Origin of the sequence: Devosia sp. 919 (assembly GCF_013185965.1) — a bacterium.
In the GTDB taxonomy this organism is placed as follows: Bacteria; Pseudomonadota; Alphaproteobacteria; order Rhizobiales; family Devosiaceae; genus Devosia.
The window spans coordinates 1314925-1332125 of sequence record NZ_JABAOL010000001.1 but is presented as its reverse complement, the minus strand read 5'-3'; the positions used below and the strand labels follow the sequence as shown (position 1 = coordinate 1332125).

Annotated in this window: 15 protein-coding genes and 2 tRNA genes; 10 read left to right on the top strand and 7 right to left on the bottom strand. The window is 62.7% G+C overall.

Annotation, left to right across the window (positions count from 1 at the left end):
• Positions 1–13 precede the first annotated feature (13 nt).
• The 5 genes from HRQ64_RS06400 (at position 14) to HRQ64_RS06380 (ending at position 6964) form a co-directional block, all read left to right on the top strand.
• Entirely contained in the window at positions 14–1063 is a 1050-nt protein-coding gene (locus HRQ64_RS06400) for an HWE histidine kinase domain-containing protein (protein WP_127752255.1), read from the top strand.
• 147 nt (positions 1064–1210) lie between these two features.
• A complete protein-coding gene (locus HRQ64_RS06395; RefSeq protein ID WP_127755167.1) occupies positions 1211–1882 on the top strand; it encodes a response regulator transcription factor in 672 nt (223 codons plus the stop codon).
• Between the two features lie 2 nt (positions 1883–1884).
• Positions 1885–3348: a HAMP domain-containing sensor histidine kinase gene (locus HRQ64_RS20450; protein WP_172122645.1), complete on the top strand. Its 1464-nt coding sequence runs from the start codon at positions 1885–1887 to the stop codon at positions 3346–3348.
• Between the two features lie 577 nt (positions 3349–3925).
• Entirely contained in the window at positions 3926–5314 is a 1389-nt protein-coding gene (locus HRQ64_RS06385; protein WP_172122644.1) for a putative sulfate exporter family transporter, read from the top strand.
• A gap of 669 nt (positions 5315–5983) precedes the next feature.
• Positions 5984–6964, top strand: coding sequence for an LLM class flavin-dependent oxidoreductase (locus HRQ64_RS06380; protein WP_172122643.1), 981 nt, complete (start codon positions 5984–5986; stop codon positions 6962–6964).
• 82 nt (positions 6965–7046) lie between these two features.
• On the opposite strand, the gene HRQ64_RS06375 is transcribed toward HRQ64_RS06380, so the two are convergent.
• Positions 7047–7121, bottom strand: a tRNA-Gln gene (locus HRQ64_RS06375).
• A gap of 171 nt (positions 7122–7292) precedes the next feature.
• Between HRQ64_RS06375 and HRQ64_RS06370 the strand changes: the two genes are divergently transcribed.
• A tRNA-Pro gene (locus HRQ64_RS06370) sits at positions 7293–7369 on the top strand.
• Positions 7370–7780: 411 nt separating this feature from the next.
• On the top strand, positions 7781–8107 hold the full coding sequence (locus tag HRQ64_RS06365) for a hypothetical protein (RefSeq protein WP_172122642.1): 327 nt from the start codon (positions 7781–7783) through the stop codon (positions 8105–8107).
• 128 nt (positions 8108–8235) lie between these two features.
• Here HRQ64_RS06365 and HRQ64_RS06360 read toward each other — a convergent pair whose 3' ends face one another.
• The 4 genes from HRQ64_RS06360 to HRQ64_RS06345 form a co-directional block, all read right to left on the bottom strand.
• Positions 8236–9435, bottom strand: a complete 1200-nt coding sequence (locus tag HRQ64_RS06360) for an amidohydrolase/deacetylase family metallohydrolase (RefSeq protein ID WP_172122641.1) — start codon at positions 9433–9435, stop codon at positions 8236–8238.
• Positions 9436–9520: 85 nt separating this feature from the next.
• Entirely contained in the window at positions 9521–10351 is an 831-nt protein-coding gene (locus HRQ64_RS06355) for a carbohydrate ABC transporter permease (RefSeq protein ID WP_127752249.1), read from the bottom strand.
• Complete coding sequence (locus HRQ64_RS06350; RefSeq protein WP_172122640.1) at positions 10348–11223, bottom strand: sugar ABC transporter permease; 876 nt, start codon at positions 11221–11223, stop codon at positions 10348–10350. Before HRQ64_RS06350 ends, HRQ64_RS06355 begins: the two co-directional genes overlap by 4 nt.
• 76 nt (positions 11224–11299) lie before the next feature.
• A complete protein-coding gene (locus HRQ64_RS06345; RefSeq protein WP_172122639.1) occupies positions 11300–12541 on the bottom strand; it encodes a sugar ABC transporter substrate-binding protein in 1242 nt (413 codons plus the stop codon).
• Positions 12542–12722: 181 nt separating this feature from the next.
• On the opposite strand from HRQ64_RS06345, the gene ugpC reads away from it, so the two are divergent.
• Positions 12723–13808 (top strand): sn-glycerol-3-phosphate ABC transporter ATP-binding protein UgpC, encoded by a 1086-nt coding sequence (gene ugpC / locus HRQ64_RS06340; protein ID WP_172122638.1) that lies wholly within the window; start codon positions 12723–12725, stop codon positions 13806–13808.
• Positions 13808–14728 (top strand): MurR/RpiR family transcriptional regulator, encoded by a 921-nt coding sequence (locus tag HRQ64_RS06335; protein WP_172122637.1) that lies wholly within the window; start codon positions 13808–13810, stop codon positions 14726–14728. The genes ugpC and HRQ64_RS06335 overlap by 1 nt, the downstream gene beginning before the upstream one ends.
• A 61-nt stretch (positions 14729–14789) precedes the next feature.
• Here the strand turns inward: HRQ64_RS06335 and HRQ64_RS06330 are convergent, their stop codons facing one another.
• Positions 14790–15404 (bottom strand): biotin transporter BioY, encoded by a 615-nt coding sequence (locus HRQ64_RS06330; protein ID WP_127752244.1) that lies wholly within the window; start codon positions 15402–15404, stop codon positions 14790–14792.
• A gap of 84 nt (positions 15405–15488) precedes the next feature.
• Here HRQ64_RS06330 and HRQ64_RS06325 point away from each other — a divergent pair, with 84 nt between their 5' ends.
• On the top strand, positions 15489–16400 hold the full coding sequence (locus tag HRQ64_RS06325) for an MBL fold metallo-hydrolase (RefSeq protein WP_172122636.1): 912 nt from the start codon (positions 15489–15491) through the stop codon (positions 16398–16400).
• Here the strand turns inward: HRQ64_RS06325 and HRQ64_RS06320 are convergent.
• Positions 16356–17201 carry a DUF1499 domain-containing protein gene (locus HRQ64_RS06320; protein WP_172122635.1) on the bottom strand — a complete coding sequence of 282 codons (846 nt, stop codon included), beginning with the start codon at positions 17199–17201 and terminating at the stop codon, positions 16356–16358. The genes HRQ64_RS06325 and HRQ64_RS06320 overlap by 45 nt on opposite strands.

Genomic DNA, 17201 nt, shown 5'->3' with positions numbered 1-17201 from the left:
ATATGGAGCGAACATGAACGATAACTACGACTTCGCCAGTCCGAACACTGGCGGCTGGACCGCCGCTGCGGCGGGATCGGTACTCCAGTCCGTCTTGCAAGATGCTGGAGTGGGAGTCTGGGCGCTCGATGTCGCCACCGAAACTCTCATTGCCTCAGAACAATGCAAGCTCATGTTCGGGCACCGGCCGGAAAGCCCGTTCAGTTATGACGACATGCTCTATGCGCTTGATGGTCAACATCGCAGAACCTGGCGCGAAGCCCTCGACAAGGCCATCGAGACCGGCGAGGAATTGGTTGTAGAGGTAAAACTGCAAACCCCTTTGCACCAGGTTCGCTGGATCGAGCTCAGGGGAAAGGTCAGTGGCGCCTTGATCAAGACCGCGCCCATCATCACCGGGGTTTTGCTCGATATCACCACCCGTCGCGAAGCCGACGAGCATCGAAAGCTGCTATCAAACGAAGCCAGACACCGGGCTAAAAACTTTTTCGCGCTTGCACAAGCAGTTGTCGCTCAGTCGATAAGGACAGCCGTTTCCCTGCAGGATGCCCAGGCTCGCTCCATGGGTAGACTGCAAGCCTTGGCCAGCGCTCAGGATCTTATTCCCGACCTCGGTTGGGGTTGCGCGGATCTGGCTGACGTCGTCGAGAAAAGCGTCTTGCCGTTCCAGGCGGACAACATCCATACGGCCGGCCCGCACGTTCTACTCGGCCCCAAAGTTGTTTCAACTCTGTCGCTGGCCCTCCATGAGCTTGCGACCAATTCCACCAAATACGGCGCTCTTTCGGCCTCGGGCGGATCGGTCGAGGTGTTCTGGACTATTGAACAGCAGGAGACTCTGATGCTGCGCTTCCGCTGGATCGAAGCCGGTGGCCCGGAGGTGGTCTTTCCGGTCCGAAGTGGATTTGGCTCACGTATACTCGGAGAGCTTGTCCAGCTAGAGTTACGAGCGACAACGAGGATCGACTTCCGTCCAAGCGGCGTGATCTACGAGATCGTGGCGCCAGTCGCGAGCTTGTGCATGGAGCCAGGGTCCGGGCAGTTGCCGAGAACCGGCGGTTAGGGCCGCTTTGAAGGCGGGCTTGCGTGATCCAGATGCCGGTCCGATCACTTTGCAGGAACCTTACAAAGACAGCGCTCTACCCGCAGAATCCGCAACATTACGGCAATGTCCGCGTCGCAAGCCATACAGGAACACAGGAGGCGGGCCGTGCGGATTTTGCTGGTTGAGGACGAACCCGATATGGCGGCCAATATCGCTCAGGCTCTTGGCCGCCAGGACATGATCATCGATCACGCGCCCACGATCGAGCTCGCAACTGAAGCCATTCTGGCAGGGGTTCACGACGCGGTCCTGCTCGACCGGCGCCTTCCGGACGGAGAAGGTCTCGACCTGCTGCCGGTGATCCGGAAACATCTGAAAGGCGTTCCCGTGATCGTGCTCTCGGCTTTGAAAACGAGCCCTGACCGCGTTGCCGGTCTGGAACTGGGCGCTGACGACTATCTCAGCAAGCCCTTCACCTTCGACGAGATGCTCGCACGGCTAAGGGCGGTGTTGCGGCGCAGCGCTGTTCTGTCGCCCGATGTCATTCGGGTGGGAAACGTCACATTTGACACCCAGTCGCGCCAGGCGGCGGTGAACGACGTTCTCCTGCCCTTGCCCAGGCGGGAGATGTTGATCCTTGAAACACTGATCCGTCGGGCTGGCCGGGCCGTGACCCGGGAAGGGCTGGAGGATGCGGTGTTCAACTTCGACGATGAGATTGCGTCAAATACGCTGGACGCCCACATTTCCCGGCTGCGCAAGCGTCTGACCCAGACGGGGGCTTCTGTTGAGATCCGAACCCTGCGGGGTGTCGGCCACCTTCTGAAAGCGCTTTGACGGTGGCTGCAGGACGCTCTCTGCGCAGGACGCTGACCACCAGGCTGCTGCTCTGGCAACTGGCGGCTCTGCTTACCATAGCTTTGAGCAGCGTGTTCTTTTTCTACTATATCGAGGACTATACCGGAGCCAAGTTCGACCTTGATATCTCCGAGATCCTCGCGGATGGCCTGGTGGCCGAGGGCGGGGCGCTCCGGATCGAGGATACCCAAGACCTTGCGGAAGTGCGCCGGTCATCGCCCGGGCTCTGGTACGTTGTTGTGGACGACTTCGGGCGGCGGGTCGTCGGGGGCGAGGTTCCGCCACAAATGAACTCGCTACTGGATGGGCTCGCTGACATCGAAAGCCTGGAGGTGCTCGGTTCAACCAGCGACTTCGATGGAGCCATGCTGTTTGAGGAGGATTCCCGGGTTGGGGACGTCAAGGTCATGTTCGGCGGCGGAGCGAGGCCGAGCTGGATCGCGGGCATGCTGTCCTTTGCCGGACGCGAAGTCGGCCCCCTGTTCGTGCTTCTCGTTGCGGTGCTCGGTGGTTTGACGATGCTGGTGGTTCCGCAGGTCGTGCGCGCCAGTTTATCGAGTCTGCGGGCCGTCGAACGCGTGGCTTCCCGGATCGACATCGAACAACGTGGCGTGCGGCTGCCGAGCGATGAGGTGCCCTCGGAGGTCGCCGCGCTCGTTGATGCGATCAATGCCGCTCTGAGCCGCCTGGACGATGGCTATGCCGAAAAGCAGCGTTTCCTCTCCGATGCCGCCCATGAGTTGAGGACGCCGATCGCCATTCTGTTGAACCGACTGGAGCTGTCCCGCAAAGGGGAATTCGACCATCGCGTCCTCATGGACGTACACCGGCTGGCCAATTTGGCCGAACAGCTCCTGGATCTGCAAAGGATCGAGCATCAGGAGACGGCGCCTCAGCCGGTGGAAATGGTGGCGTTGAGCCGCAATGTCATGGCCAACCTGGCGCCCCTGGCGATTGCGGCGGGGTATGATCCGGTCTTTGACACGGAGGTGGAAAGTTTGGTGGTGCTGGGCGATGCCAGCTCCCTTGAGCGTGGCCTGATCAACCTCGTCCAGAATGCGATTATCCATGCGGGCGGCGAGGGTGAAATCCTGCTGACGGTCCATGCGGACCGGTCGATCGCCATCAGCGACAGTGGACCCGGTATTCCCGCAGATCGCCGCGATTGGATTTTTGAGCCATTTCATCGCATCAAGCCCATGAACGAAGGGTCCGGTCTTGGCCTGAGCCTGGTCAAGGAGATTATCAGGCGGCACAACGGCAGCATCTCTGTGGGCAGGAGCGATAACGGCGGCGCCAAGTTCCTCGTGCGGTTCAGCAAGGGCAACGAAGCGGCCTCGGCTAGTGGGGCAGCGAGGAAGGTGGGTGGTCCGCGTGAGGGGACCGACCGCTTGGACACCAGTGAGCCCCCGCTCCGATCAACTCGGCGAGAACCGCCGAACTGATCAACCCGTCGCGCCAGCGCCAAGGGCGATCACCACGCAATTGGGCCCGTTCATGGTTTGCGCACAAGCCGATCCTGCGTGACTATCCCGATCTCAAGGTCGAGCTCTTCTCCGTTCAACCCATGCGATCGAGATCCTGAAGGCTGCCCGCGCGGTTTGCGGTCGGGGAACAGCTTTGAACGGGTGGATCGCAGACCGATAACTTCTGGGCAAAGCTCCAAAGGCGAAAACCTTTAGCGACAAGCGCTACCGGGATATCGACAAACTTAGTGTCGACGGCTCCTACCCGGAAGCCGGCAGCCACTTTGGACTTTGTCGATCGGTTCTGAACAGCCCTAGAGAATAGCAGCGGTGTACTTGGCCCCCCAGGTTTCCTCCGCTGCAAGCCGCTTTAGGTATAATTTGCGTGCTTGTGGCTTCGTCCGTCTTAATGCCCAAGACCTAGGCTCGCGCCCGACTTCGGACGGGCAGCGCCTCCAGCAGACCGCAAGCTCGCCACGTGCTGTGGAACCCGCGCCCTGCATTCGCCCTCGGCCGCGCATGCCGCCGCGCTACACCTCTTTGGGGGATCATGATCATGACGGACACCACCGCGCCGGCCAAAGATGCCCCCCCGTCAGGCTGGCGCGAGCTATGGCGCAAGGAAGACTGGTGGGCCATCTGGATTGGCCTGACCGTGGTCGCAATAGGGTGCCTCTTGTTCTGGAGCGGGGGCAGCTTGCGCTGGCTGGCGGTGGTGCCGCCGCAGTGGAGCAACTTCTCCCAGGTCGTCGACGACCTGGCGGCGAACTGGCCGCGCTATGGCGCGCTGTATCTGTTTTGGCTGGCGGCCTTCTCGCTCGCGCTCGCAGCGCTTGGCCAAAGTATTCGCGCCTTCGCACCCGCATTCACCCTGCTCTTCCTGGCGGCCTATGCCATCTCGGTGATCGGCAAGTGGGAGGAAGCGGTGCACTTCAATCTCGAGCCGCCCCTGGTCGCGCTTCTCCTTGGGCTCATTATTGCCAACACCGTAGGGCTGCCGCGCTGGCTGGATGCCGGCTTCAAGGGCGAGTTCTACGTCAAGACCGGGATCGTTCTGCTTGGTGCCACCGTGCCGCTGTCGCTGATCGCCAAGGCCGGGCCCATTGCTATCCTGCAGGCTTCCCTTGTGTCGCTGACGACCTTCGGCGTGATCTATCTGGTGGCCGTGCGGCTTGGCCTTGACCGGCGCTTTGCCGCGACACTCGGCGTGGGGGGTGCTGTCTGCGGCGTGTCGGGCGCGATCGCGGTAGCGGGCGCCGTAGGCGGCAAGAAGGAGGATACTGCCGTTACGATCACCATTGTCGTGCTTTGGGCGATCGTGATGATCTTTGTTCTCCCGCTCGTTGCCCGTGCGCTGGGGCTGCCCACCGGGATCGCCGGCGCCTGGATCGGCACCTCCGAATTTGCCGATGCCGCGGGCATCGCCGCGGCCCAGGCCTATGGGGGCTATGCCGGGCGGGTGGATGGTATTTCTGGCACCCCCGAACAGGCGGTGCAGGCGTTTACCTTGATGAAGGTCGTCGGTCGCGATCCCTGGATCGGCATCTGGGCCGTGGGGCTCGCCATCGTCGCGACCATGCGCTGGGATGCCCGTCCGGGAGGGAGCGCTCCCGATGTCGGCGAAATCTGGCGGCGCTTCCCCAAATTCGTGATCGGCTTCTTTCTGGCCTCGGCCGTGATCACCACGGTGACCACCCAATACAGCCTTGAGGACTATAACCGCATCGTCATTCCCAACCTGATCGGGCCGATCCGGAATCTGTTCACCTGGACCTTCATCTTCTGCTTCTTCAGCATCGGCCTGACCACCCGCTTTCGCGACCTGGCCGCCGCAGGTCCCAAACCGTTTGGCGCCTTCACCGCGGGGGTGGCCGTCAATGTGGTCCTCGGTTTTATCCTCTCGGTTTATGTCTTCGGTTTTTACTGGGAAGCGCTGGGCCAATGAGCCTTCTTGCCCTCGTCCACCATGCGTTGAACGACAGTAAAGGCCCGCAGGAGACCTGTTTTTCATGCGTACACTTCTGCAGTGATCCGGCGCGGCTTGAACGCGAATTGCCCGGGCTGACGGCGCTGTCCTCGGCGGCCGCATCGGTCCGGGCACAGGATGGGCTGTGCTTGAAGCACGACCTCCTCATCAACGGCAGGTGCCGATGTGCGTCATTTGCGACACCTGGAGCCTGATGCCGCCCCGATCTGCCCTGTTGTTCCCTTGGCTGGTATTGTCGACAAACCCGACCCGTTCTACGCAGTTGGAGCGGAGGCCGACTGAGTTTCCGGGGGCGGTCTCAACATTTAAAACCAGTATCGGTAGCTGAGATGGCTTCTGCAAAGCGCACCGTTCCGCTCGTTGAACCCGTCCATTTGCCATCCCAAAATCCTCCGTGCTGGTTCGGCGCCCCGGAACGGCTGCCATGGGGTCGTTAAGCGCCCGTTCCGCTCAAACTGCTTCCTCAGGATCTCGGATAGGCATAGGCCTGCTATGTTGGACTTCGCCGGCCACAAGCGCCTCCGCGATTGAACTGGTGCAGCAGCCCACCTATCTGGGGTGGATACGACGGTCTCCCTCGGCTTCGAGGGGAGCGGACACTGTTTACTTTAGCGAAGGCATTTCAGGGTGATCCCACTTTCTATTCTCGAACTGGGTCGTGTGCGCGAAGGCGCTGACCGGCGCACGGCACTTGATGAGGCGCGGGCGCTTGGCCAGCACGCCGAAAAGCTGGGATATCGCCGGATCTGGGTTGCCGAGCACCACAACATGGCCGGTGTGACCACAGCGGCCACGTCACTGGTGATCGCCCATATCGCAGCTGGAACCAGCACGATCCGCGTCGGTGCCGGCGGCATCATGCTGCCAAATCACGCTCCCTATGTCATCGCTGAACAGTTCGGAACCCTGGAGACGCTGTTTCCGGGGCGCATTGACCTTGGCCTGGGACGCGCTCCAGGCACGGACCAGTTGACTTTGCGCGCCTTGCGGCGCGATCCCGCCAATGCCGACAACTTCCCGCAGGACGTCCTGGAGTTGCAGGCCTTTCTCGCCCCAGCCGGGCCAAACCAGCGGATTGAAGCCGTTCCTGGTTCAGGCAGCAACGTGCCACTCTGGATACTCGGATCGAGCCTTTTCGGTGCGCAATTGGCGGCTGAACTGGGTCTGCCCTATGGTTTCGCTTCGCATTTCGCGCCCCAGGCGCTGGATCAGGCGTTGGCGATCTATCGCGATCGATTCAAGCCATCCGAACAGGCCGCGGCCCCCTATGCGCTGGTCGGCGTCAATGTGATTGCCGCAGAAACGGATGAGGAAGCGCGTTTCCTTGCCACGTCGCAACAGATGTCGTTCGCAGATATCTTCCGCGGACAGCGTCAGCTCATGCAGCCGCCGATCGATGATATCGACACCTATTGGACACCGATGGAAAAGGCCCAGGCCGGGCAGATGCTGGATTTCAGCGTCATCGGCAGCAGGGAAACCGTCCGTCGCGGCCTGCAGCAGATCATCGAGCGCACGCAAGCCGATGAGCTGATGATCGTGTCGGATATGTATGATCCGCAAAAGCGCTTGCGCAGCCTTGACCTCACTATGGATGCCGCAACGTAAGGCATACCGGCGAAATCATGGGTTCTGCTGACCGGCAAGACGGAACGGAGGCCAATGCCGTAAACGGGGGGTGAGAAAATCCTGGCTGGGGCGCTAGGATTCGAACCTAGGAATGCCGGTACCAAAAACCGGTGCCTTACCACTTGGCGACGCCCCAACTGCGGCGGTTCCTACACGCTTTGCCGGCACTGTGCAACACGCTCCGGCGCCACTCAATTTGCTTGATCGAGAGTGCTTGAATGCCTTGCCCGCCGCGGCTATAAAGCCGCCAACGCGAGGGATAACGGCCCAGCCAGGGGCTCGCACCAGCAAACCCCGAACGTTCTGACGGAGTATAGCGCAGCCTGGTAGCGCACCTGCTTCGGGAGCAGGGGGTCGAGTGTTCGAATCACTCTACTCCGACCAACCAAACCGGGCCTCTCAGGAGGTCCGGTTTTTTCTCGCCGTTCCCCGCGAACTTGGCTTCCCTTGGTGCCAGTATTACCGTGTTCGCGTTCGGCGGGATGGAGAAGGTGCATGGGCGCAGCAATAGCGATCGGGCTCGCAATTGGAGCCGCAGTCGGCCTGACAGTGCTGGACAATTTGGCGATCGGCGTTGCCGTCGGCTTAGGCGTTGGCGCAGCTTTAGGAGCGTTGCTCGGGAACAGGTCGTAAGCAGCACGCGCGCAAGATCGACCGCTCCTGTTCCAGCCGCGCCCTTCCCTATCGCCTCGCGGCACCATCCCTGCCGCCCTTACCCCTCGCGAGAATCCTGTTGCTAAGTAGATGCTCGGACCAGTAGGGCTGGGGCGCAGTTCTGCAACATTGAGGGATATCATGAAGAAGTTTTCGGCAGTCATCGCGTTGGCGATGCTGTGTGCCAGCGTTGTGACGGCGTCGGCGCTCGACAGCAAGGTCAAGATCAACAACAAGACGTCCTATGTGATCACCGAATTTTATGCCTCCAATACCGGCACCGAAAACTGGCAAGAGGATATTCTGGGCAGCGATGTGCTGGCTTCAGGCTCCAGCGTGATGATCAATATCGATGACGGCAGCGGTTACTGCAAATACGATTTCCTGGCCGTGTTCGATGATGGCGACCAGCTCGTCTCGGCCAACAACAATGTCTGCGAACTCGCCGAGTTCGATTTCACCGAGTAATCTAGGCAAGGGAAAGCAGCTCGGGGGATCGCGGGCTGCTTTCTTTTTGGTTCGGCCTGTTCAACTTGCCGGCAAGGCAGCGCCCGGGAACCGGCGCCGCAGCCAGGGGCAAGCCCCTGCCCTACCCTCTAATGGGCGTGGTGATGCCCGCGCAAAAAGGCTTCTTCAAACGGCCGGCGGCTGACTTCCATTTCCTTGCCCGCCAGATAAACCGCCTCGGGCTGCAGCAGGGTCGAGCCTTGCCGGCGGGTGCCGACCACATCCTCGAACACATAATTGCTGTCGTACTCGCGCAGCACGGTGATGTCGGCGGGCGCGCCCACCCCCAACTGCCCCAGTTCGGGCCGGCGGATCGCCAGGGCCGAGCGGCTGGTGGACATGCCGATGACTTCAGCCAGGCTCAGCCCACAATTGAGCAGCTTGCTCATGGTGTGGAGCATATCATAGCCCGGCCCCTCGACGGCAATCACATGCACGTCCGAAGAGATGAGGTCCGGCTTGAAGCCGTCGCGCAGCGCCGCTTCCGCGGTGTCGTAGCCAAAGGCGCCCATGCCATGGGCGATGTCGAACAGCACGCCACGCTCCCGGGCGCGCCAGACGGCATCGAGCACCTTGCCATCTTCGCCGATCGCTGAATTGGGATCGGGGCGATAGCAATGGGTGAGGATATCGCCGGGGCGCAGCATGTCGACGACGTCGGAATAGCTGGGCGGCGGGGTGCCGATATGGGTCATCAGCGGCAGGTCGACCGCTTCGGCCGCTTCCAGCGCCAACTCCAGCGCTCCCAGGCCCAGATCGCCGGTGACGATGCCGCCAATGCGCACCTTAACCCCAATGATGCGGTCGCGATTGCCTTCGATCTTTTCCACGCACCGGTGCACCGGCAGCATGGATCTTGCGGTGGCCTCGCCGATCGAGACATCCTTGTCGAAGCCGAAAATGCCCGGGAAGGAAATGTTGAGAAAGGCGAGGATGCGATAGGGCGAGTGGTTCATCACATAATCGCGGAACCCGTCATAATTGCCGGCGCCGGCGCTGCCGGCATCCACCAGCGTGGTGCAGGCGGAGCGGCGGGCGATGAAGCCAGGATCGACGCTGAGCGACGTGGCCTTATGATAAACATGGGTGTGGATGTCGATGAGCCCGGGCGCGACGACGCACCCCGCCACATCGCGCACGGCGGCCGTGCCGGCCTCGATGGCCGGCGCCACGGCGGCAACCTTGCCGGCCTTGATGGCAAGATCGAACTGGCCATCGATGCCATTGCGTTCGTCGATGACGCGCCCGCCCTTGAGCACGAGGTCATAACTGGTTCCGGGCAAAGCCATCGGAAAGCTCCTTGAAGTGTGCCGCTCGCGGGGTGGCCCCAGGCGAGCGGCGATCGGGTGAACAGTGGTTGGTGGGGGTGGCGCCTTATTTCACCGCGCCCAGCGCCAGGCCGCGCACGAGATAGCGCTGCAGCCAGGCAAAAACGATGGCGATGGGAATGGTGGCGACGAAGGCTGCGGCCATCACATGGTGCCATTCCACCGTGTAGCGGCCCGCCACCAGCGAGAACACCTGGATGGGCAGGGTATAGCTCGCCTGGTTGCGCAGCATGGTCAGGGCAATGACGAACTCGTTCCAGGCATTGATGAACGAGAAAATGGCGGTCACGGTGACTGCGGGCAGCGCCAGGGGCAGGAACACCTTGCGCAGCGCCTGCCAGGGGGTGGCGCCCTCCATCCAGGCGGCTTCCTCGAGGTCCTTGGGAATGGTCGAGAAATAGCTCTGCAGCATCCACACCGAAAAGGCGATGTTGAAGGTGGCGTAGACAAAGACTACGGCGTTGAGATTATCGAGGAGCTTCAGGGCCACCAAGAGGCGGAACAGCCCGATCACCAGCACGATGGGCGAGAGCATCTGGCTGATCAGCAGGAACTGCTGCACAAAACCCTTGCCGGTGAAGCGGAAGCGGCTGAGCGCATAGGCAGCCGGGATGGAAACGGCGATCGACAGCACGGTCGAGAGCACCGCGACATAGATGGAGTTCCAGAGGGCCGCCCCAAAATTGGTGGCGTTCCACATGGTCACGAAATTGCTCCATTGCGGATTGCTGGGCCACCAGGTGGGGCGCAGCACTTCGCTTGCCGGCTTGATAGCGGTGATGAACATCACCGCAAAGGGAAACAGCACGGCAATGATCAGCGGCGACAGGATCAGCCAGGAGATGATCGAGCGGCGCAGCAGGCGCGAAGTCTTCATTCCCGCTCTCCCTGCATGGCCAGCCGGACATAGATGATGGTGAAGAACAGCAGCAGCGCAAACATCAGCAGCGACAGCGCTGAGGCCTCCCCGAGCTTGCCGAAATTAAAGCCGAGTTTGTAGAGGTAGGTGACGAGGATATCGGTGGAATTGGCCGGCCCGCCCTGGGTGGTCGCCCAGATGATGGGGAACGAGTTGAACACGGTGATCGTGTTCATCACCACCGCGATATTGATGAAGGGCCGCAGCAGGGGCAGCGTGATGGTGCGGAAAATCTGCCAGCCGCTGGCGCCTTCGAGCCGCGCCGCCTCATAAAGATCATCGGGGATCGCCGAAAGGCCGCCAAGAAAAATGGTGGTGGTGAAGGGGATCGAGACGAGAATGCCGATGGCGATCTGCACGGGAAAGGCGGTACCCGCCTGCGCGAGCCACTGGATGTTCTGGTCGATGAGGCCCAGGCCCATCAGCGCGGAATTGAGCATGCCGCTTTCCCCGCTTAGCGCCCAGCGCCAAACAATGGCGGTCATGGTCAGCGACACCGCCCAGGGCAGCATGATGATGACGCGGGCGAGGCCGCGGCCATAAAAATCCTCATTGAGGATCAGCGCCACCGGGATCGAGATCGCAATTGTGCCGGCAACAATGCCGACGGTCCAGATCACCGTGCGCCAGAGCGAGGCGAGGAACTGCGGATCGGCCAGCACGGCCATGAAGTTTTCGGGGCCGGCAAAACCGCGCAACTGCCCGAAGCGGTTGACATTGCTGATCGAGATTTCCCCGATCTGAAACAGCGGCCACAAGATGATGAAGGCGGCCAGCAGGAATGCGGGAGCGATCAGCACATAAGGATTGGTGAAGATCGACCGGTTCATGCGCTGGCTGGACCTTGTTGTTGGTAGCGAAAAAGACGGGGCGGCCGGTTCGGTCCGCCGCCCCGCACTGCAGATGCTAGTTGTTGGCTTCGATGATGCCGTTGATCTCGGCGGCGGCCTGGTCGAGTTCGGCCTTGATCTCGCCCTCGCCCAGATAGATGCGCTGCAGCGCATTGGAGGTGGCGGCGGCCATTTCTTCCCAGCCGGCGATCACCGGCGCAAACTGGGCGCTGGGCAGCAGGTCGGTGAAGGCCTTCAAGTCAGCGTTGTCAGCAAAGAGCGGCATGGCCGCTTCCTCGGCATTGACCGGCAGGAAGCCTTCATTCTCGTCGAACTCGGCCCGCTTTTCGGTGGTGAAGAGGAAGTCCATGAACTTCCAGGCCGTGTCCTTGTTCTGGCTGTTCTCGAACATGATGATGGAGTCGGTGACGCCATAGGTGCCGCGATCGCCATTGGGGCCGGCGGGAATGGCGGCGACGCCATATTGCAGGTCGGGCGCTTCTTCCTTGATCTGGTTGGCAAGGAAAGGCGCCGTGATCATCATGCCGATGCGGCCCTGCTTGAAGAGGTTCTGCACGTCTTCGCGGTTGAGCGAGGTGACGCCCGGCTCGGTCAGGCCGCCATCGATCAGGTCCTTGTAGATCTGCGCGGCGGCATAGGCGGCTTCGGTGTCGAGCCCCGACGTGCCGTCTTCCTCCATCAGAGTGCCGCCCTGCGACCAGAGCGCATAATAGAAGTAGACGTCGGTCTCGATTTCCTTGCCCTGCAGGCCAAAGCCATAGGCATCGCCGCCGAGGGCCTTGATCTTTTCGGCAGCGGCCTTGAGCTCGTCCCAGGTGGCGGGCGGCTCGGCAATGCCAGCTTCCTCGAACAGCGCCTTGTTATAATACATGGCGCGCGCCGAGGCGGCGATCGGCAGGCCATAGGTCTGGCCGTCCATCACCGAGGGGCTGAGGAAGGTATCGATGAAGCGGGCACGGAAATCGTCGGTGATGTAGTCGTCAAGCGGGGCGGCAATGCCCTGGCTGACATAATCGATCAGCCAGCGGGTGCCGATAATGGCGAGATCGGCATTGGCGCCACCGGAGATATCGGTGGTCAGCTTTTGCTGCAGCACATCCCACGGCACCACTTCGATCTGGATGTCGGTGCCGGGATTGGCGGCTTCGAATTCGGAGGCGGCCTTTTCGAAATAGGGGCCGGTCTTGGAGCTGTACTCGGCGACGGTCACCCGGACCGTCTGGGCATACGAGGCGCTTGCGAGCGCGATGGCAGCGACGCCGGTCGCAGCCGCGACTTTCAACCAGTGCAACGACATGAACATTCCCTTCCCATTGTGGCAGGCCTGGAAGGTTTCCCTCAGCGGACCTCCCCTTTCGCCTCGTGATAGATTTTTTCATATTCGAGGAAGTTTCAAGTGAATTGTGACGGCAATGTTGCTTTATTACGTTGCCGGGGTAACCTGACGGGACGAACCCAAGGGTGAAGGGAGAGGTGAGATGGCTGAACTCAGCTTGCAGAACATTGAAAAGCGCTACGGCCCGACCCGGGTTCTGCATGGGGTCTCGCTCGACATCAATGATGGCGAGTTCATCGTGCTGGTGGGTCCCTCGGGCTGTGGAAAATCGACGCTCTTGCGCATGATCGCCGGGCTCGAGGAGATCAGCGGGGGCGATCTCTTCATCGCGGGTGCGCGCACCAATGACGTGCCGCCGCAAAAGCGCGACATCTCCATGGTGTTCCAGTCCTATGCGCTCTTCCCGCATATGAATGTGCGCGACAACATCACCTTTGGCCCGCGCATGCGCCGCGAACAATCCGAGGCCACCCAGCAGGCGCTGGGCCGCGCCGCCTCCATCCTCAATCTTGGCGATTATCTCGACCGCACCCCCGGCCAGCTCTCGGGCGGGCAGCGCCAGCGCGTTGCCATGGGCCGCTCCATCGTGCGCGACCCCAAGGTGTTCCTGTTCGACGAGCCGCTCTCGAACCTCGATGCCAAGCTGCGCGTGCAGATGCGCACCGAGATCAAGGCGCTGCACCAAAAGCTCGGCACCACCATGGTTTACGTCACCCACGACCAGATCGAGGCCATGACCATGGCCGACCGGATCGTCGTCATGAATGGCGGGCGCATCGAGCAGATCGGCGCGCCGCTCGAGCTCTATGACCGCCCCGTCAACCGCTTTGTCGCCAGCTTCATCGGCTCGCCCGCCATGAGCTTCATCTCGGGCACCTATCGGCGCACCGCCCTCGGCACGGCGATCGAGCTTGCCGATGGCGGCCTGCTGCCGGTGAACCCCGTGGATGCGCCCGATGGCACCGTAGTGGATGTCGGCATCCGCCCGGAAAACTATGTCCTCCTCGACAACGGCCCCCTGCAGTTCCAGACCGAAGTGGTGGAAACCACCGGCCCCGAAACCCATGTGTTCGGGCGCATCGCCGGCGCGGAAGTGCGCTGCGTGTTCCGCCTCCGGCTCGATCCCGCCCCCGGCACAGTGCTGCGCCTGGGGGCCGAGCCCGGCCACATCCACATTTTTGACGCCACGACCGGCCTGCGCCTGCCCTCCACCGCCACGGTGCAGTGATGGCTGGTAAGCCGGGCGCCAAGCCGCTTGCGCCCCAGCCGCGGATCGACATCATTGCCCGCCTCAAGGCGCGGCTCGAGGAGGGCAACCGGGCGGAAGTGCGGCTCGTCGAGGTGATCCTTGGTGACATGCACTTCGCCACCACCGCCCCCATTGCCGAGATTGCCGCCCGTGCCGGGGTCAGCGAGCCCACGGTGACCCGGCTCGCCCGCTCGCTCGGCTTTGCCTCCACCCGCGACATGAAAGTGCATATGGCCCAGGCCTTGGCGCTGGGTGGCGCCTATCTGCGCGCGGCCGAAAGCACCGAGGCCAACCACAATTCCCAGCAGGTGGTCTCGACCATCTGCAGCCGCGCCCATTCCGCGCTCGACCTCATCAGCGTGGCCCTTGCCAATACCGATGTCACCGGCCTTGGCCAGCAAATCGCCGGCGCCAAGCGCATCATCGTTTATGGCACCGGCGGCAATTCCTCCATGGCCGCGGTGGAGCTGCAGAACCGACTCTTCCGCCTCGGGCTCAACAGCACCGCCTATGCCGATCCCCAGCTGCAATCCATGAGCGCTTCGGTGTCGGACAAGCACACCGTGGTGGTGGCGTTCTCCACCTCCGGCCGGGTGCGCTCGATCCTCGATGCGGTAGCCGTCGCGCGCCAATACGATGCCACCTGCATTGCCGTCACCAAGCCCGACACCCCGCTGGCTGGCGCCGTGCAGCATCTCGTCCCCTTCGTCTTTGAGGAAGACCAGACCCAGCTCTACAAGCCCTCGTCCTCGCGCTATGCCATGCTGGCCGTGGTCGACATTCTCGCCATGGCAACGGCTGAATCCATCGGCCCCAAAGTGCTGGAACTGTTGCGGCGGGTACGCCAAAGCCTCACCACCATCGAGGCGGGCGAGCCCATGCAGCCCATCGGCGACTGACCTCAGCCCAACAAAAAAGCCGGCCCCTTGGGACCGGCTTTCGCGTTTCTCTGTGCAGCGCTTAGCGCTTGGACTGCAGCAGCTTCCAGGCGCCGGTCACGGTCAGCGCGGCCAGGGCCATCTTGAGCCCGTCCCAAACGATAAACGGCTCGACAGCGCCCTTCCAGGCCGAAGCCAGCACATTGGACTGGTCGATCCAGCCCGCCTGGCCCGACAGCACCAGCAGCCAGGCAAAGCCCAGCGCCAGCAGCACCGCTTCGCCAGCCAGCATCGCGCCCAGCATTGGCATGACCTTGCGCGACGCACCGCGATCGGCAGCCCAGCCGATGATGGCAGCCATGGGCAAAAAGCCCAGGAGGAACCCGCCGGTCGGCCCAGCCAGATACAGCATGCCGCCGCCGGCAGCGAACACGGGAAGGCCCATCGCGCCCTGCAGCAGGTAAAGCGCCACGGTGGCAACGCCGATGCGCAGGCCAAAGGCACCGGCCAGAGCGGCCACGGCCATGCCCTGCAGGGTCACCGGCACAGGCCAGACCGGCACGTTGATCTTGGCCGCTGCCGTGATCAGCAGCGTGCCCAGCACGACGGTCGCCAGATTGGCGGCCAGCTTGGCCGTGCCTGTCTGTGGCTGGATCGCGCCGAGGAGCGTATTGGGCGTGGTCAAGGTCACGGCCATTTCATACCTTTCTGCAGATGATGCGGCTTCCGCTCGGGGAGCCATATGGTTGTCCAGTCTTAGTCTTTCGCCCTAGTGAGTGCAATGGCAACACCTCCCAAGCTCGTGTTCGAGCGCAGCTTCGATCCCCAGACCGGCAAGGCTGTTGCCGTGGCCCCGGGCCTGATGCGCGTCACCGCGCCCAATGCCAGCCCCTATACCTTCACCGGCACCAATAGTTTCCTCGTCGGGCACGAGCAGCTCGCCCTCATCGATCCGGGTCCCGATGATTCGGCGCACCGTGCCGCACTCGAGCAGGCCATCGCCGGGCGCCCGGTGAGCGCCATCATCCTCACCCATACCCATCGCGACCATAGCGCCGGCGCCGCCCAACTGGCCGCCGAACTCAACGCGCCCCTGTGGTTTGGCGGGGCGCATCGCCTGTCCCGCCCTTTGCGCCCAGGGGAAACAAACGCCCTGCGCCGCTCCTCCGATTGGGAGCTCCAGCCCGACCGCGTATTGCGGGACGGGGAAACCATCCTGGCCGGCGACCTCGAGCTCCTGGTGCATACGACGCCGGGCCATTGCGCCAACCACCTCGCCTTTGGCCTTGCCGGCACCGATACCGTGCTGACGGGCGATCACGTCATGGGCTGGAATTCTACCCTGGTGGCGAGCCCCGACGGTTCGATGGCCCATTATCTCGAATCGCTGGAAAAGCTCATCGCCCTGCCCTATCGCCGCTATGTTCCCGCCCATGGCGGCCCCATCGAAGATGGTCCGAGCTATGCCAGGGCGCTCCTCGCCCACCGGCAGGAGCGCAACCGACAGATCATTGCCGCGGTGGAGCAAGGCGCCCGCTCCATCCCCGCCATTGTGCGCGCGCTTTATCCCGATGTGTCCCTGCCCGTGCGCCGGGCCGCGGCCATGACTGTGGGCGCGCAACTGGAATATCTCGCCGATCTCGGCCGGTTACGGCTCCGATCCGGCCTCCTCGGCCTCCGCGTCAGTCTCTGACTCGCCGGTCTCCTCGGCCTCCGCATCCACCGGCTGGGTGGTGCTGGGATTGTCGCGCAGCAGCACCGTCACTTCGTCGTCTAGCGCGCTGAGAAACGTCTCGATGCGCGTGCCATTGCTGCCAAAATCATGGAAGGCATGCAGCGAGGCCGACCGCATGTCGACGCGCGAGCCTTCGGGCCCGGCCTCGATGCGGAACACCGCTTCCTCGCGCCAGCCCGGCCAGGTCATGATCTGGGCATTGATGCGCCCGGGCTCGCTTCCCAGCGGCGGGCGTTGCAGGCGCAAATCCCAGCCCAGGCTCGTCACCTGGCGCAGCACCACTTCATAGGCCTGCTCGGGCGTAAGCGGATATTCACGCGTTTCCACATTGGGAAACAGCGCTGCGATCTGCTCGCGCGTCAGCGTGCGCGGCGGCGGCATGGCGGCAGTGCCGGGCTCGAACACCAGGGGCATGGCGCCCCGCTCGATCGTCGCGATATCGGTCACGGGCGGATAGGTCAGCGCCAGATTGCCGTACCAGGCAAAGGGCGCCAGACACAGCAAGCCCATCACCAGCCCCCCGAGGGCGCGGTTCCAGCCCTGGTCCCCGCTCTGCCACAAGCGAGCCAGCGCCACGATGGCCGTGCCGACTGCCAGCACGGCGATAATGCAGGCGAGCACCATGGCCACGAGGAACAGATCCCCCGTCAGCCAGCGCAACCGGTGCATCACCACCGGGATCACCAGCACCGGCACGGCGAGCCCCCCAAGCCAGCGCGCCCAGATAGCGGTCTTTGAAGTTCTGATCAGAATGCGCAC

Bases quoted from the DNA above. Each gene is read 5' to 3' on its own strand.
- HRQ64_RS06385 (WP_172122644.1), top strand. From the start codon at position 3,926: ATGACGGACACCACCGCGCCGGCCAAAGATGCCCCCCCGTCAGGCTGG.
- HRQ64_RS06400 (WP_127752255.1), top strand. From the start codon at position 14: ATGAACGATAACTACGACTTCGCCAGTCCGAACACTGGCGGCTGGACC.
- HRQ64_RS06350 (WP_172122640.1), bottom strand. From the start codon at position 11,223: ATGAACCGGTCGATCTTCACCAATCCTTATGTGCTGATCGCTCCCGCA.
- HRQ64_RS06345 (WP_172122639.1), bottom strand. From the start codon at position 12,541: ATGTCGTTGCACTGGTTGAAAGTCGCGGCTGCGACCGGCGTCGCTGCC.
- HRQ64_RS06360 (WP_172122641.1), bottom strand. From the start codon at position 9,435: ATGGCTTTGCCCGGAACCAGTTATGACCTCGTGCTCAAGGGCGGGCGC.
- HRQ64_RS06335 (WP_172122637.1), top strand. From the start codon at position 13,808: ATGGCTGGTAAGCCGGGCGCCAAGCCGCTTGCGCCCCAGCCGCGGATC.
- HRQ64_RS06325 (WP_172122636.1), top strand. From the start codon at position 15,489: ATGGCAACACCTCCCAAGCTCGTGTTCGAGCGCAGCTTCGATCCCCAG.
- HRQ64_RS06355 (WP_127752249.1), bottom strand. From the start codon at position 10,351: ATGAAGACTTCGCGCCTGCTGCGCCGCTCGATCATCTCCTGGCTGATC.
- HRQ64_RS06330 (WP_127752244.1), bottom strand. From the start codon at position 15,404: ATGGCCGTGACCTTGACCACGCCCAATACGCTCCTCGGCGCGATCCAG.
- ugpC (WP_172122638.1), top strand. From the start codon at position 12,723: ATGGCTGAACTCAGCTTGCAGAACATTGAAAAGCGCTACGGCCCGACC.
- HRQ64_RS06365 (WP_172122642.1), top strand. From the start codon at position 7,781: ATGAAGAAGTTTTCGGCAGTCATCGCGTTGGCGATGCTGTGTGCCAGC.